Origin of the sequence: Candidatus Methylolitoribacter marinus, assembly GCF_051853155.1 — a bacterium.
GTDB lineage: Bacteria > Pseudomonadota > Gammaproteobacteria > Burkholderiales > Methylophilaceae > BACL14.
In genome coordinates, this window is sequence record NZ_CP124221.1 from 457263 (window position 1) to 474610 (window position 17348).

Annotated in this window: 11 protein-coding genes; 9 read left to right on the forward strand and 2 right to left on the reverse strand. The window is 36.1% G+C overall.

Features of this window, described 5'->3' with window-relative positions; translation table 11 throughout:
* Positions 1 to 13: 13 nt before the first annotated feature.
* From hrpA to QFA95_RS02485, 3 genes are read left to right on the forward strand one after another with little or no spacing between them, the layout of a single operon-like run.
* Complete coding sequence (gene hrpA, locus QFA95_RS02475; RefSeq protein ID WP_486463439.1) at positions 14 to 3679, forward strand: ATP-dependent RNA helicase HrpA; 3666 nt, start codon at positions 14 to 16, stop codon at positions 3677 to 3679.
* A 6-nt stretch (positions 3680 to 3685) separates the two neighbouring features.
* Entirely contained in the window at positions 3686 to 4438 is a 753-nt protein-coding gene (locus tag QFA95_RS02480; protein ID WP_486463440.1) for a fused MFS/spermidine synthase, read from the forward strand.
* Positions 4429 to 5592 (forward strand): THUMP domain-containing class I SAM-dependent RNA methyltransferase, encoded by a 1164-nt coding sequence (locus tag QFA95_RS02485; RefSeq protein ID WP_486463256.1) that lies wholly within the window; start codon positions 4429 to 4431, stop codon positions 5590 to 5592. Before QFA95_RS02480 ends, QFA95_RS02485 begins: the two co-directional genes overlap by 10 nt.
* Here QFA95_RS02485 and tpx read toward each other — a convergent pair.
* Complete coding sequence (gene tpx / locus QFA95_RS02490) at positions 5576 to 6079, reverse strand: thiol peroxidase (protein ID WP_486463257.1); 504 nt, start codon at positions 6077 to 6079, stop codon at positions 5576 to 5578. The genes QFA95_RS02485 and tpx overlap by 17 nt on opposite strands.
* Before the next feature lie 63 nt (positions 6080 to 6142).
* On the opposite strand from tpx, the gene dnaE reads away from it, so the two are divergent.
* Genes dnaE through tilS form a run of 3 tightly spaced genes read left to right on the forward strand, consistent with a single transcriptional unit; the run spans position 6143 to position 11931 of the window.
* Entirely contained in the window at positions 6143 to 9613 is a 3471-nt protein-coding gene (dnaE, locus tag QFA95_RS02495) for a DNA polymerase III subunit alpha (protein WP_486463258.1), read from the forward strand.
* A gap of 29 nt (positions 9614 to 9642) precedes the next feature.
* On the forward strand, positions 9643 to 10602 hold the full coding sequence (locus QFA95_RS02500; RefSeq protein WP_486463259.1) for an acetyl-CoA carboxylase carboxyltransferase subunit alpha: 960 nt from the start codon (positions 9643 to 9645) through the stop codon (positions 10600 to 10602).
* A gap of 3 nt (positions 10603 to 10605) precedes the next feature.
* The gene (gene tilS / locus QFA95_RS02505) at positions 10606 to 11931 is read left to right on the forward strand and encodes a tRNA lysidine(34) synthetase TilS (protein WP_486463260.1); all 1326 of its coding nucleotides are present in this window, start codon (positions 10606 to 10608) and stop codon (positions 11929 to 11931) included.
* 13 nt (positions 11932 to 11944) lie between these two features.
* Here tilS and QFA95_RS02510 read toward each other — a convergent pair whose 3' ends face one another.
* Positions 11945 to 12472 (reverse strand): PepSY domain-containing protein, encoded by a 528-nt coding sequence (locus QFA95_RS02510; protein ID WP_486463261.1) that lies wholly within the window; start codon positions 12470 to 12472, stop codon positions 11945 to 11947.
* A 365-nt stretch (positions 12473 to 12837) separates the two neighbouring features.
* Between QFA95_RS02510 and QFA95_RS02515 the strand changes: the two genes are divergently transcribed.
* The 3 genes from QFA95_RS02515 to QFA95_RS02525 are packed head-to-tail and all read left to right on the forward strand — an operon-like array spanning position 12838 to position 17336.
* Positions 12838 to 15393: a TonB-dependent receptor gene (locus tag QFA95_RS02515; RefSeq protein WP_486463262.1), complete on the forward strand. Its 2556-nt coding sequence runs from the start codon at positions 12838 to 12840 to the stop codon at positions 15391 to 15393.
* A 45-nt stretch (positions 15394 to 15438) separates the two neighbouring features.
* A complete protein-coding gene (locus QFA95_RS02520; RefSeq protein ID WP_486463263.1) occupies positions 15439 to 16740 on the forward strand; it encodes a histidine kinase in 1302 nt (433 codons plus the stop codon).
* The gene (locus QFA95_RS02525; RefSeq protein WP_486463264.1) at positions 16737 to 17336 is read left to right on the forward strand and encodes a response regulator transcription factor; all 600 of its coding nucleotides are present in this window, start codon (positions 16737 to 16739) and stop codon (positions 17334 to 17336) included. The genes QFA95_RS02520 and QFA95_RS02525 overlap by 4 nt, the downstream gene beginning before the upstream one ends.
* Positions 17337 to 17348: the final 12 nt, after the last annotated feature.

The following is a 17348-nucleotide window of genomic DNA, read 5'->3' on the forward strand; positions in this document are numbered from 1 at the left end:
TTAATTTATTAATATTTTATATCCAGATTCCTTACCGGTAAGTCAAAATGTTGATGAAATCAAGAGGCTGATCGATAACAATCAAGTCATTATTTTTTGTGGTGAAACAGGTTCAGGAAAAACAACACAATTACCTAAAATCTGTCTCGATTTAGGCCGAGGACATAAAAAAATAATTGGGCATACCCAACCGAGGCGAATCGCAGCCCGCTCGGTGGCATCTAGGATAGCTGAAGAGCTTGAAGTGGACTTGGGTCAGGAGGTCGGCTTTAAAGTCCGCTTTACTGACAAAACGTCTAATAAAACTAAAATTAAAGTCATGACTGATGGGGTTTTGTTGGCTGAAACGCAAACAGATCCTTTGCTACAAAAATATGACACTTTGATCATTGATGAGGCTCATGAGCGAAATCTTAACATCGATTTTTTGATAGGCTTTATTAAACAACTTCTTCCAAAAAGACCTGATTTAAAAATTATCATCACTAGTGCCACCATTGATATCGATAAGTTTTCAAAACACTTTGATAATGCACCAACGCTAGAGATATCAGGCAGAACATTTCCTGTCGAAACAGTTTACCGCCAAATGAAAAATAATGAACAGGAGGACATGTTATCCATTGAAGAGTCGGTGTATCAAGTGGTACAAGAAATAGGCCGCCAATCAGGAGATATTCTGGTCTTTCTTCCTGGTGAAAAAGATATTCATGACATCCGCCGCTATTTGAATGAGGTGTTAAATCATGATTATGAGGTCCTTCCTCTTTTTTCTAGATTGCCTGTCCCCGATCAACAGAAAATATTCACGACCAGCACAAAAAAAAGAATTATTCTGACCACCAACATTGCTGAAACATCATTAACAGTCCCTAACATTAAATTTGTGATTGATTCAGGATTGGCGCGAGTGGTGCGATACAACCCAAGATTGCGTATCGAACAACTACTCATTGAAAAAATTTCTCAGGCAGCTGCTAATCAGAGAACTGGGCGATGTGGACGAATAGCTCCAGGCTTGTGTTATCGATTGTATGACGAGGATGATTTCCATAGTCGCCCAGAGTATACCGATCCAGAAATAATGCGCAGTTCATTGGCTTCGGTAATCTTGAGGATGGCTAGTTTGAATTTGGGGGATGTAGAAGCCTTTCCATTTATAGATCCTCCTTTTAAAAAATTTATTCAGGATGGTTACGACTTGTTATTTGAGCTGCATGCGGTTGAGAAAAGTCGAGCCATCACAGAGCTGGGTCGAACGATGGCTCAAATTCCAATCGACCCTGTTTTTTCCAGAATTATTATTGAGGCGTCCAAACAGCATTGCTTATCTGAGATTATTCCTATTATCGCTGCAATTTCTGTGGCTGATCCAATTGAAAGGCCTTTTGACAAGCTGGAAGAGGCAGAAAAGGCTCAAATGAATTTTCATGACCCTAGGTCAGGGTTTATGAGTTTTTACAGACTCTGGTTGCTTCTATTGGATGAGGTTAAGAGTAAGAAAATTAAAGACTTCGCAGTCTTTTGTAAAAAGTATTTTTTATCATTTACTCGGATGCGTGAGTGGCAAGAGATGCATAAACAGCTTATGCAAATCGTCGAGGAATTGGGTTATCGGTTAAATAAAAAAGAATCAACTTATGATCAGATACACCAATCTTTATTATCTGGTCTTTTAAGGAATATTGGTTTTAAAGAAGTTGAATCTAATTATTATTTAGGATGTAAAAGTTTAAGGTTTCTTATTGGGCCCAAGCTGTTTAGAAATAAAAAATTTAAATGGATTATGGCTGCGGAAATTATTGATACCGGTAAATTCTATGCACAGTGCATCGCTGAAATTAATGACCAGTGGATTGAAAAATATGCAGAACATCTTCTTGAGGCTGAATATTCAAATCCTAGATTTAATAAAAAATTAAATCGTGTAGATGCCACACAGAAGCTATCATTATTTGGCCTAGTGATTGTTCCTGACAGGACCATTCATTACGGGCCAATTAATCCAGAATTAGCTAAATCTATATTTATCCGTCAAGGAATAGTTGAAAACCAATATATTAGTCCAGGACTTTTTTGGAAAGAAAATCAAAAACTGATTAAAGAAATTGAGAGCTTAGAACATAAATCAAGAAGAAGAGACATTCTGATTAACGACGATGTGCTATTTGATTTTTATGATGAAAAAATTAATGAAAATATCATTAATGCTGCTGGATTTGAACATTGGCGAAAGGGGGTTGAAAAACACCAACCGCAATATCTATTCTTAACAAAAGAATATTTGATGCAGCATAGTGCCAAAGATATTACAGAAACTGTGTACCCTAATTCCCTAACCATTAACCAGCAAAAGTATCAATTGAAATATCATTTTGAACCCAATCACCCTCGTGACGGATTAACAATTGCAATCCCCTTAACTAACTTAAATTTAGTTGATAGTTCAGCACTAGACTGGTTGGTACCTGGGTTGTTAAAAGAAAAGATTACCTGGTCATTTAAAAATTTACCCAAAGATATTCGTAGAAAATGTATTCCGGTGAAAGATTGGCTAGAAAAATTCCTAGATTTTCCAAGGCAGGGAAGTTTTAAGGAAACATTTAATCGTTTTATTTGGAAATATGTTGACCCTCATTTTTTGATGACAGATGATTATTTTGAATCGATCCCGAGTCATTTAAAAATTAAATATGAAGTCATCAACGATCAAGGAAAGATGATTGATCTTAATGAAGATCTTGATTTATTAAAAAAAGAAAATAAAAAAAATGTTGAGGCGGTGGTTGAACGAATTCAATTTAATATAGAACAGGCAGGAATTACAAGCTGGCCGATAGACGAATTACCTATAAAGGTTGAGCAAACCATTAATGGGAAAAAATTTGAGGCCTATCCAGCATTTGTTGATTATCATAATTCGATATCCATCGAAGTTTTTGATAACCCTAAACGTGCAGAGCAATATCATTTTCAAGGGCTCAGAAGGTTAATCTATTTTCATTTTAAGGAGCGCTTTAAACGAATCCAAAAAATACCAGCTGATCTGTCTGAAGCAGCAATCGCCTTGTCGACTCAAATTCCTCCCAAAGATTTAATGGAAAACTTATGTGATGTAATTGTTGATGAAATCATTGGTCAGAAGATTAATATAAGAAAACAAATTGATTATGAACAATTGATCAATCAAGGCAGAAATAACTTACAGAGAATGATTGACCATATGACATTACATCTTATTAAAATTGCTTCTATCTATAAAGAGATTCAAAAGTTACGACTATCGCAAAGTTATATTGAGGAAATCGAGGATGATATCGAGGAGCAGTTAGAAGCCCTATTACCCCCTTATGAAAAACCACTTTTTCAATATGACAAACTCCAATTTATTCCAAAATACCTAGAAGCTCTGAAATTACGTATTGAAAAATATCCACAACGAATAGATCATGATCAAGAGTGCATCTCACAATACAACCGAATTAAAAATAAATGGGTAGAAAAGGTATTGGGTTTTGTTGAAAATGAATTAGAAATACCAGAAGCATACATTAACTTTCAATGGAAACTTCAAGAGTTGAGAGTGTCTTTTTTTGCTCAGGAGCTTAAAACCAACTATCCCATCTCGGTCAAGCGGATGGATAAAGAATGGGCGCAAATGCTCAGGGATTATCAATAATTGAAAGTGAATCTAAAAAAATTACCTGTTGAAATCAGTGAGACCGATCAATTTCGTACACTTCATCTTGAGACTGATTCCATTCAAAGCTCAATGGATATTTCTGACCCGGTCCACCTAGCTCTAAAATATACTCAAGTAACAGCACTGCTTCTTTTGTTTAAAAGACATCCAAAAAATATCACCATCCTTGGTTTAGGTGCGGGATCATTAACAAAATTTTTTTTCTATTTTTGTGCTAAAACCAAAATACAAACAATTGAAATTAACAGGCAGGTAATCAATGTGGCTAGGATGATGTTTGAAGTCCCCAAGGATACCTCAAGACATAAAGTCATTGAGCAGGATGCAATGGAATTTCTAATAAACAAGAATAAACTTGAGGTATTAATCTCAGACTTATTTGACGGCTATGGTATTCCTAAACAATTCACGCAAAAAAAATATTTTCAAATCTGTCATGACAGAATTACAAAACAAGGAGTTTTTATAATTAATTTATGGGGTTCTGATAAAAATACACCCAAGTATGTTCGTGAACTCAAACATATTTTCTCCAAGGTAATAGTTGTTGAATCAGATGATCCAGGAAATATTATGGTGTTTTGTTTCAAGGAAGGTTTTAAATTTTTGTCAAATAAACAAATGCAATATCGATTAAAACTTTTACAAGCAAAAATAAATTTTGATTTAAACTTTTTTTATAAGAGAATGCTGAAAAGAAATAAACAATTATTTGAGAATATACATTGTCACTAGAAAAAATTTCCCTGTTTGCTACATGCCCTAGAGGATTAGAAAAATTCCTCTTTAACGAAATCAGAACCCTGGATGGCCAAAAAATAAAAGTTCATGATGGTGGAGTGTCGTTTAATGGGACTCAAGATATCATGTACTCATTGAATTTGACTTCAAGGTACGCCACTAGAATTCTTAAACGATTATCGTATGGTCAGTTCAAATCTGAAAATGACCTGTATCAATCGGCAATGAAAGTGAAATGGGACGATATTTTTTCGGTGAATAAAACCATAAAAGTCTCAACAACCTCAATCAAAACATCCCTAAAGAGTATCGATTTTGTGACCCTAAAAATTAAAGATGCCATTTGCGATGTCTTTAATCAAAAATACAAACAGCGTCCTAATGTGGATGTGAGAGACCCTGATATTAAGGTCCATCTTTTTTTGGAAAAGAATAATTTTATTATTTATATTGATTCATCTGGCAAACCATTGTATCAAAGAGGATACCGTCAAAAAACAATCGAGGCTCCTTTAAAAGAAAATCTTGCAGCAGGGATTATTACTTTATCTGGTTGGGATTTTAAAGAGCCACTCTTAGACCCGATGTGTGGCAGTGGCACCCTCCCGATTGAGGCTGCCATGATGGCATTAAATATTTACCCTGGAATGAACCGCACTTTTGGATTTAACCATTGGCATGACTTTGATAAAGAGGTATTTCACAAAATTAAAGTTGAGTTAAAAGAAAAGCAAATAGAAAAAGAATTAAATATTTATGCATCTGATATTGATCGCCAAGCGTTTAATGCGGCATCAACCAATATCGACCAGATGGGATTAAAGCCCTATATACGAATTAATAACCGTCGTTTTGAAACATCGAATGCACCTAATGATCATGGAGTTATTGTCTGTAACCCACCTTATGGGGTGAGGTTGGAGGAGTCTGAAAAGCTCCTTGAAAATTATCAACAATGGGGATCTGTTTTAAAAAAAGAATTTTCAAGCTGGAGAGCTTATTTTATAAGCAATGATATGGCCTTTCCAAAAGGCTTAAGATTGTCACCGAGTAAAAAGACCCCGCTTTTTAACGGGGCCTTAGATTGTCGATTGTTTGAGTTTGTGATGGTTTCAGGGAGTAATCGTAAGCTTAAGCAAGAGCATTAAGCGCACTATCATAATCTGGTTCTTCGGTGATTTCTGAGACCAGCTCACTATGCAACACGATATTATTTTCATCGACCACAATAACTGCCCTTGAAGTAAGCCCTTGTAGACTTGAATTGTTGATTGCAACTCCAAATGTATTAGCAAAACCAGTAATATCTCTAAAAGCAGATAATGTGTCAACATTTTCTACTCCTTCAGCGCCGCAAAATCTTTTCTGCGCAAATGGCAAGTCTGCCGAAATACATAAGACAACAGTGTTATTCAATTTTGCTGCCTCATCATTAAATCGTTTGACCGAGAGTGCGCAGGTTGGCGTATCAATACTAGGAAAAATATTCAATATTTTTCTTTTGCCAGCATAACTTTCTAGTGACACATTTTCTCTTTTTTGATTAGCAAGATTAAAATCTGAAATTGAGGCCCCTTTTTCAGGAAACTGACCCCCAATTTCAACTGGATCTCCTTTGAGTGTAACTGATGACATTTTTCTCTCCATAAAGTCTTAAAGATATCGCGAATAAATAAAGATATCAGGTAAAATTAAAACATGCAAAGTAATTCAGAATCCAGGTTTATTCACCTCAGATGTCACAGCGAATATTCAATAACAGACGGTATTGTTAGGCTTGGCGATTATGTTTCTTTAGCAAAAGAATTAGAATTAGAATCACTTGCAATCAGTGACCTAAGTAATATTTTTGCTGCGGTTAAATTTTTTAAATTAGCGACCAGCAAAGGCATCAAGCCAATCATAGGAGCAGATGTTTACATTGAGAATGAAGACAATCGTGATCAACCAAGTCGTCTGTTATTGATCTGCCAAAATAAACAAGGTTATCTTAACTTATCAAAATTACTTTCAAAGGCATATACAGAAAACCAATATAGAGATCGACCAGAAATTAAGTTTGAGTGGTTATGTTCAGATTTAAACCATGGGTTAATTTGCCTTTCAGGTTTTAATTTTGGGGCGATTGGTCAAAATCTTCTTTCTCAAAAAAAAGAAAAGTCGGTCAGCTTGGCTAAACAATTAAAACAAGCTTTTGATGATCGATTTTATCTTGAGGTACAGCGTTATGAGGTAGCAAAAAAAGCTGAAGAACAGGAAAATTTAGTGTTATTCTCAGCGCAACTTGCATATGAACTAGATATTCCATTAGTCGCTACCCAGCCGATACAGTTCATCAAGAAAGAGGACTTTCAGGCGCACGAGGCTAAAACTTGCATCGCAGATGGCTACGTACTGGGTGATCAGCGAAGACCTAAAAATTTTACTGCTGAACAATACTTCAAAACACCTGATGAAATGGTGACTTTATTTGAGGATATTCCATCAGCAATTTCCAATACCTTAGAAATTGCTAAAAGATGTAATTTTGAGTTTGAGTTAGGGAATGTTTTCCTGCCTGATTTTCCAATTCCTGAAGGATTAACCATTAATGAGTATTTGGAAAAAACTGCCATTAGTGGTTTAGAAAAAAAACTTAAAACTTTATATCCAGAAGTTGAAAATTTTCAAACCCAAGAAAAAAAGTACCTGGACCGATTGCATTTTGAGATCAATGTTATCAATCAAATGGGATATGCTGGTTATTTCTTAATCGTTGCAGATTTTATTAACTGGGCAAAAGAAAATAATGTACCCGTAGGGCCGGGCAGAGGTTCTGGCGCCGGCTCTGTAGTGGCTTTTGCCTTAGGCATCACTGACCTTGACCCACTCTCCTACAACTTACTGTTCGAGCGATTTTTGAACCCTGAGCGGGTTTCCATGCCGGATTTCGATATTGATTTTTGCCAAGAGGGGCGAGACCGAGTTATTGACTACGTAAAGGAACGATATGGTTATGATGCCGTAAGTCAGATCGTTACCTTTGGTACCATGGCAGCTAGGGCTGTGATCAGAGATGTTGGTCGAGTTCTAGATTTACCTTTTCCTTTTGTTGACAGTATTGCCAAGCTCATCCCCATGGAATTGGGCATCACTCTCAAAGATGCCATTGAAAAAGAAGAACAAATTCAACAAAGAATAAAAAAAGAAGAAGAGGTAAAAGAGCTTTTTGATCTTGCCCTTAAGTTAGAGGGATTGGTCAGAAATGTGGGGATGCATGCAGGAGGTGTTCTTATTGCTCCAGGAAAAATTTCAGACTACTCTCCTCTCTATTGCCAAGAAGGTGGGGAGGGGATGGTGAGCCAATTTGACAAAGATGACGTGGAATCAATCGGGCTCATTAAATTTGACTTTCTTGGTTTAAGAACATTGACAATTCTTTCTATCGCTCTCAATAATGCTAATAAAATGAGAGCTTCAGAAGGGAAATCACCCATTCATTTAGATGATATTCCGCTTGATGATGAAGCGACTTTTGAGTGGTTGAGCAATGCTAACACGACCGCAGTGTTCCAATTAGAATCAAGAGGCATGAAGGATATGCTGAAACAGGCGAAACCGGATTGCTTTGAGGATATTATCGCCTTGGTCGCATTATATCGTCCTGGCCCCATGGATTTGATTCCAGATTTCTGTAAAAGAAAACACGGACAACAATTGGTATCCTATCCCCATCCATCCACAGAAGGTATCTTAAAAGAAACCTATGGGATTGCCGTTTATCAAGAACAGGTGATGCAAATTGCACAGACGGTTGCCGGATATACTTTGGGTGGTGCTGATCTTTTAAGACGGGCCATGGGTAAGAAAAAAGTTGAAGAAATGGATGCCCAGCGGGAGGTGTTTATTCAAGGAGCCACTCAAAATGGCTTAGAAAAACAACAAGCCTCAAATCTATTTGACTTGTTGGAAAAGTTTGCCGGTTATGGTTTTAATAAATCTCATGCGGCAGCATACGCAAAAATAGCATACCAGACAGCCTATCTTAAAAGGCATTACACTTCATCATTTATCGCAGCCTCAATGTCTGCAGATATGAATAATACCGACAATATTGCGCTCTTATTCGACGACTGTGTACTGAATAAAATTAAACTACTGCCACCATCAATCAATAACAGTGTATTTAGATTTCAACCACTAAATGATCAAGAGATCCTTTATGGATTAGGAGCTATCAAAGGAACAGGGTTGGCTGCGATTGAAGTTATTTTGGAGGATAGAAATACCAATGGACCATACCAATCTCTATTTGAGTTTTGTGCACGACTTGATCTTCGAAAGGTAAACCGAAAAGTAATAGAGTCATTGATTCGTGCCGGTGCATTTGATGAATTAGAGAAAAATAGAGCTTCCCTATTAGCCTCGATTAATCAGGCCATCTCTCTTGCGGAACAATCAAAATCACATTTGGGACAAGACTCCTTATTTGGTGAAGAAGCCAACAAAGAAGTCACTAATTATGTTGTAACAGATGAGTGGGATAGTAAAAGACAAATATATGAGGAGAAAGTGGCTTTAGGTTTTTATTATAGCGGTCACCCCTTTTCCCATTATAAAGAAATGGTTCGGGCAATGTTCCCTCAATCGTTGCGTGATGCGAGACCATCCAGTAATAATCAATGGTTGTCTGGCGTAGTGATGGCGGTCAGAAATAGAATGACTCAGCGTGGCAAAATTGCCATCGTAACCCTTGATGACGGCGAAGGTAGGTTGGATATGATTGTTGGCAGTAAATTATTATCGACCGTCTACCCACTGATCAAAGATGATCAATTATTGATTGTGGAGGGCAAAGTCAGTCCAGATGAATTTACTGGAGGCAATCGTGTATCCGCGGTGAATATTTTTGATCTACTAACCGTGCAAAGTCGAAAAACCAAACAAATTAAAATTAATGTGGGTGAGAATCTCAATCCTGAGCAGCTCAAGTTATTACTCAAACCATACAGCAATGGTGCCTATCCGAGAGAGATTGGCAGATGTCCGGTGGTGATTGAATATCAAAATCAAGACGGATCTGCAGAAATTAAATTGGGTGATAATTGGGCTGTTGCCCCGCACGAAAATCTCATCTTTGATTTGAAGAAATCATTTCAAGATGAGAATGTTAAAATCATTTATAATTAGCATCGTATAAGAGAATATATAATCTGATTATGACACTACATTACTTAGAGTTTGAAAAACCCTTACAACAATTAGCTTCAAAAGTAGAAGAGCTAGAGAAAGCTCATAAAGATAATCCAAAATATAACATCTCAAAAGAAGTCAAACAACTGCAAAATAAAACAGACGATTTGTTGCATGAGATTTATGATCAACTAACCCCATGGCAAATTTCCCAAATTTCTCGTCACCCACAACGACCATATACCAGCGATTATATTGAACATATCTTCACTAACTTTCAAGAGTTGCATGGCGATCGAGCTTTTGCGGATGATCCTGCAATTATTGGTGGCTTAGCTGATTTTGAGGGCGAGCCTGTGATGGTGATAGGGCAACAAAAGGGACGTGACACCAAGGAAAGACAGTACCGTAACTTTGGTATGCCGAGACCTGAAGGTTATCGTAAAGCGCTCAGATTGTTTCGATTGGCAGAAAAATTTAATCTCCCACTTATTACCCTGATTGACACCCCAGGTGCATATCCTGGAATTGATGCTGAAGAGAGAGGTCAGTCAGAAGCCATTGCAAAAAATTTATACGTGATGACTGAACTCAAAACGCCGTCCATAGGGGTTGTCATCGGCGAAGGAGGCTCTGGCGGTGCATTGGCACTCGGAGTCGTCGATCATTTAATCATGCTGCAGTACTCCACCTATTCAGTGATATCGCCTGAAGGTTGTGCATCAATCCTTTACAAGGACGCAAAAAAAGCTGACATTGCAGCAGAAAGTCTTGGGATCACGGCTGATCATCTAAAAAAAGTAGGTCTCGCTGATGAAGTTGTTCCAGAACCACTTGGTGGGGCACATCGCAATAAAGAAGCGATGATGGAATCTGTAAGACAGTCACTCATCAAACAATTGAGTCGCTTAAAAAAACAACCTATAGATATATTATTAAGCACAAGGTATCAAAGGTTGATGAGTTATGGTGAATTTCAATCCTGATCTATGAATGAGCTCGTTAACTTTCTTGAGCAATCATTTTTAAAACAGAAACATAAAAAAAATTGTCACCTTCTCGTCGGAGTAAGTGGTGGTATTGATTCTGTTGTGCTTGGCCATTCCCTGAGTCAATTAAGATCACAATATCCATTTGATTTAACTTTTATTTATGTTGATCACCAATTGCATGCAGAGTCAAAAAAGTGGGCTGAAAGCGTAAAACGGCTCGCAAAAAAATTATCGACGGACTACATCTATGAGAAAGTCAGCATTGATCAGGATCTTAAATTAGGTATCGAGGGTGCTGCTAGAAAACATAGGTATCAAGCATTCCGAAAACATCAACAAGATATTTTAGTGCTCGCCCAGCATGAAGATGATCAGTTGGAAACTTTACTTCTTCAGCTTGCCAGAGGGTCTGGATTAAAGGGTCTAAGCTGCATGCCTGAGTATCATGAAAATCTAAAGATTTGGAGGCCATTATTAGGAGTGAGTAAGGAGTTGATTTATGACTATCAACAACAACATAAACTAAAATTTATTGAAGACTCGTCAAATCAAGACAATAAATACGACCGAAATTATTTGAGGAACAAGGTGATTCCTTTGATTAAAAAAAGATTTCAGCAGTTTGCTAGCACCTCAGGCCGATCTGTAAAGCATATAGCCGATGCCTATAACTATCAGAATTTAATGCATGCTGAACACTATAAAAATGTTCTTGAAGGCGCCAATCAACTTAATGGCCTGAAATTAAAAAAACTATCTGATTACGATATGGGTAACGTAATTCGGTTTTGGTTAAATGAACATCAGGTTTTAATGCCTAGCATTAAAGTTCTTGGACAAATTATAAGCCAGGTTAAAAAAATTAATTTGGAAAGCCGTATTAATATCAAGATAGATGGAATGTCTATTCGATCTTACAATAACTCATTGTTTTTAATTAATAATTTAGAAAATTTATTCAAACCAGTACTTTGGAAAAATCAAAATATAGTTACCCTCTCGAACAATAGGGAGGTGTTGGTAGATAAGATATATGGTCAGGGGCTTTTGCTTGATGCATCTAAAAAAATTCTTATTGATAAGCCATTAAATATGAATCTTAAAATTAAGATAAAAGCTAATCAGCCTGCAAGATCACTGAAGTACATCTTTCAGGAAAATAAAATTCCACCATGGGAAAGAGGAAATTACCCTTGTTTGTTCACTGAAAATAAATTAATTGCGGTGATTGGTCTGGCTGACTCTGTTGAATATGCTGCAAATAAAAAAGAAGTGGGGGTTGTTTTTATGTATAAAAAAAATCCCAGCATGGCTGGGATTTAATTTGTTTTAAGATTTACGAATCTTCACCGATATCATAGATTTCGATTTCTCTTTCCATAATCTCACCAGTTACACCATTGATTTCAATCTCAACTTCATGACCAATTTTTTCTGAGTAGATATCAAATTCATACACTGGAAGATCGCCTTCAAAAGCATACTCTCTCTCAGTCACTTTGCCTGGGGTATTTTCTAAAGCAATTTTTTCAGCCTCTTCAGCTGAAATTTTCACTGCTGAGGTAAATTTCTTATCATCCTTAGCGACTTCCACTTCTTCATCAGTTAACTCTGCTGTTGCAACATTGCATTCGATTTCGAGTTCTTTACCATCTTTTGTTTTGATATCAAATTCATAAATTGCCTGTCCATCCTCTATTTCACGTTCTAGGGAAACGATATGACCTTCATACTTTTTGTGAGCTGCGATAAAACATTTATCTAAATCTGAGGTAAGTACTTTTTTAATATCATCTTCTGTGTGTGCGGCAAAAGTGTTCATAGAAAAACCTGCAACAGAAAGGGCTAAAATAATTTTTTTCATTAGTATTCCAAAATATTTATTAATAACCCTTTAATGAGCAGTTTGGGTGAGATAAGTTCTAAAAGATCTTACTTAAAAGAAGATTTTGTATATGGAGGCGCTAAAAGTCAGATAAATTGTAAGAAACAAAAATAATCCGATCAGTGTTATAAGCACCAATAAAATATTTTCCTTTATTTTGGTTTCATTCATATTGAATATTTTTATTTTTAAATGAGTGAATATCAATAGGAAAATTTCCTGAATACTTAATTAATAGTAATTTCAGGAAAAATTACCAAAATTTTAAAAAAGGAAGATTTCCTATTGATAACCAAATTGCATCAGCTAAAATCATGTTTCAATTAATTTATTAAGTATTAGTTATGAAGTTAAGATTGTCACTATTTGGATTAATTTCTATTGCGCTATCAGCCAATGCAGAGGATCTGCAGACAGGTAAAATTAATGTGTTTAGCCCAGGACCATTGCCATCTATTGGAATATCAACTGATATTGTTCCCGGATCAATCCAGGTTATCAAACCCCAAGATGTGCAAGAGCAATCCGGTGTTTCTCTTGCAGATTATCTTAACAATAATACTCAAGGCATCTCTTTTAATGAGGTAGGTGGAAATCCTTGGCAGCCAGAAATATTTTTTAGAGGATACTCCGCGGGCTCTATTACCGGTAATCCACAAGGTTTATCTATTTTTGTAGATGGTGTGCGAGAAAATCAACCTTTCAGTGATGTGGTTTTATGGGATACGATACCGACCTGGGCATTAGCTGGCACTCAAGTCGTTGCTGGCTCGAATCCAATCTATGGACTTAATACCCTGGGTGGTGCGATTGCCATGCAGACAAAAAATGGTAAGTTATTTAATCAGGGCCGAATAGAAGGCACAGTTGGCTCTTGGGATCGAACTGCTGGTTTAATTGAATATGGTGGAATTATTGAGGGCACTAATGTTGATTATTATTTTGGTTACAAACATAGCTCAGAACATGGTTGGCGTGATCATACCCCATCTCATATAAATCAAGCATTTGGTAAGATTGGGAATGACTTTGAAAATGGTCGTATTGAATTAAGCTACACCGGAGCCTCAAATAACTTAATCGGTAACGGCTTAGCACCCAGATATTTACTTGGTGCAGATAACGAAGGGGTGAATACGGTTCCAGATCTAACAGAGAATAGATACCACAAATTTAATTTAGCCATCACACAATTTATTTCAGATACCGCAATGTTATCTGCAAATGCTTATTATCGATCATCGAATCGTTACACTCTAAATGGTGATGCTGAAATTGAATGGGATGCAGATGAGTTGGTAATAAGAAACGGTGGCGCAACCGATGCTAATCGAGGCGGGAAATACATCTGGGGTTACGATAATTACCAAATTGATGAGGTTGAGGGAGAAACAAGAACTACTAAAACAAAACAAGATGCTTACGGTATTTCTGCTCAATTAACATTATCTGATGATTTATGGGGTTATCAAAATCACTTAGTTACTGGTTTAAATGTTGAAACATCACTTGTTAGTTTTATACAAAATGAATATGAAGGCTCTACCATAATGCCGGGTCGCGTAATCGATACTAATTCTGGTGAATACGAAAATAACACTAATCTTCAAGGACGAACTGATACTTTTGGCTTGTATGCTGTTGATACATTATCTTTAAATGACAAGTGGCATGTAACTGGTGGCTTGAGGTACAACTATACAAAAGTTGACAACAAGGATCGAAGAGCTGATCAAAGTGCGGGATCTTTAACTGAAGAACAAAGTTGGGGCCGGATTAACCCAACTATTGGCGTTACTTTCAAGCCTAGCGATAGATATTCAACTTACTGGTCTTACAGTGAATCTAATAGAGCCCCAACATCTATTGAACTTGGCTGTTCCAATCCTGCACTCGCATGTTCTTTACCAACTCAAATGGCAGATGATCCACCGTTAGATGACGTCGTTTCGAAAACTTATGAGGTAGGTGCCCGTGGTAATTTTTCAAAAGAATTAAGCTGGAATGCTGCCATTTATCATGCGATGAATCATGATGATCTTATGTTCATTAGTAATAATGCCCAAAACGGTCTTGGTTATTTTGATAATGTTGGTCGAACTCGAAGAGATGGTATAGATTTAGGTTTTGGTGGGGAAACTTTATTTGGTATTGCTAATACAGAGAAATTTTCTTGGAATGCATCTTATGGTTATGTAAATGCAACATATGATTCAGATTTAGAACTTACATCTGATGCGAATAGCTCAAGGGCTACTTCGACTACATCTTATAACACATATGATGATGATCAACTGTTGGAAGATGAAACAGAAGCCACCTCTCTTCTTGCTGAAATTGCAAACAACTCTGATGTAAGAACTCATTACAATACAAACAATGGCTCTTCAACAGACTTATCAGGTACCTATGCTGCAGAAGATACAAATGCAGAATTAATAGATTTTGCAGAATGGGTTGAAGATAATGTTGGTCTTGAAACATCAAAAATAAATGTAAGCAAGGGCGATCAGCTTGCAAACCTTCCTCAACATCGTCTTAAATTTAGACTAAATTATGACTACAGTTCTGACTTTAGGATTGGGGTTACAGCGCTTGGGTATGGTAAAGCCTACCTAATGGGTAATGAAAATCAAAAACATAATGGGGATGGTGAAACATCTGGATATATGATTTTTAATGCGGATGCGCATTGGTCACCAGCTAAAAACTGGTTAGTTAGCCTGAAAGCCATTAACCTATTTGATAAAGATTATTATTCAGGTGGACGCCTATTAATGAATGGATTTACTGGAGTTGATACAGGCACTCGCTCAGGAGCTGATGCATTCCGAGGCCCTGGATTTGTTCCAGGATCACCTCAGGCTGCTTGGATTACGCTTTCATATCAGTTTAAATAAAAAAAGGGCATTAGCCTTTTTTTTCGCCTAGAGTAAAATCAATTTATGAGTTTAAAACTAAGATTAATCTTAATCGTTAACCTTTTATTATTTGTTGCTATTTTTATTGGTTTTTTTTCTGTTGTCTTTACCTCAAAAAATGCAGTCAGGTCTGAAATTGAGTCTTCACTCAAGCTTGCAGAATTCTCTATCAAAACAGGCATTCAAAAAAATCCTGATCTATATCTTTTTCAAGATAATTTATTAGGCCTCCAAGATTTAGATCTGATTCGTCACCTATCAATTCAATTATTAGATAGCGATGGAAATATCATTGATGAAAATAAAAATTTAAATACAGAAGTTCATATTCCTATGTGGTTTCAAAATACATTAGATATTTATTCTAAAGATCTTGAAATTTTAGACTTTCCTTTAATGCAGTATGGGGATCAGATTGGAGCGGTAAAAGTGATTCCCAATCCAATCTATGAGTATGACGAGATATGGCAGCAATTTAAAAATGGATTAATTATTGCTATGCTATTTTTTGTGTTTGTAAATTTTTCTATTTTCTTTTTATTTGGAAAAATTATTTCACCCATTAATCTTCTCATCCAAGGATTTAGAAATTTAGAACAAGGAAAATATAAAAATAATAAAGAAAACTTTGGTATATCTGAACTAGATATATTGAGAGTGAAATTGAATCAATTGACTATTAAATTAAAAAATAATGATGAAAGAATACATGAGCTCAATCAGAAGTTAATCTCTATCCAAGAGCAAGAAAAAAAGGAAATCTCTCGAGACTTGCATGATGAAATTGGTCAGTCATTAGCAGCGATTCAGGTTCAGGCTGCGGCAATTAAAACTTCAAGAAAAGCTAATGCACAGGCAGATCTGATTATTAGCACTACGAAAGACTTAATGCATCAAACACGCAATCTTATAAAGCGTTTAAGTTTGAGCATTATCGATGATCTTGGCATTGAGGATGCATTAATTGACCTCATAAAAAATTGGTCACGAAGAACTCCGTGTAAGAATATTAATGCGAATGTCGACTTACCTGACTCAAAGATATTTAAATCTCAATTGAATGAAACAGTTTATAGATTGACTCAAGAGGCATTAACAAATATGTCAAAACACTCTCGACCAAAAGAAGTATTAATTTCAGTCCAGAGAAATGGCAATGTAATTCATTTAAGTTTTATGAATAACGGTCTATTAAAGAGAACAAAAAAAACTAGAGGTATTGGAATTTTGGGGATGCAAGAAAGGGTGAAGAATTTATCAGGATCTTTTAAACAAAGCATTTATAAAGGGTTTTATAAAATTGAAATAGGTTTACCCATAAAATGAAGAGCTTACTCTTAGTGGATGATCATAAAATTGTTCGTTCAGGTCTCAAAACTTTATTGTCTAATTTGAATTTTGATCGGATTGATGAAGCTGACTCGGGAAAAATGGCTTATGCTTTAGCCCAGGAAAACTCCTATAGCTTGATTATCATGGATATCTCCATGGAGGGGATGAGTGGTTTAGATGCTCTATCTAAAATTATTAATAGACTTCCCAAGCAAAAAATCTTAATTTTGAGTATGCATGACAGTGATCTTGTGATTGAAAAATCTAAAAAATTAGGTGCGATGGGCTTTGTGACTAAGTCTGATATATCTGATAATTTATTTCAAGCTGTGGAACAGGTGCTTGCTGGACAATATTTCTTTCCAGAAATAAAAATTTCAGATAATCGATTAAATGAGCTTAATGAGAGAGAGTTTGAAATTTTTAAAATGATCGCTTCTGGAAAGACTATAAAAAATATTGCTGCAGATATGAATATCAGTCAGAAAACTGCGGCTAATTATCAGACCAGTATCAAGCAAAAGTTAGCAATTGATAACCCAATTGAGTTTTACAAGTTAGCTGTTGAGTTAAATTTAATTAAATCCTAATGACCTCATTGT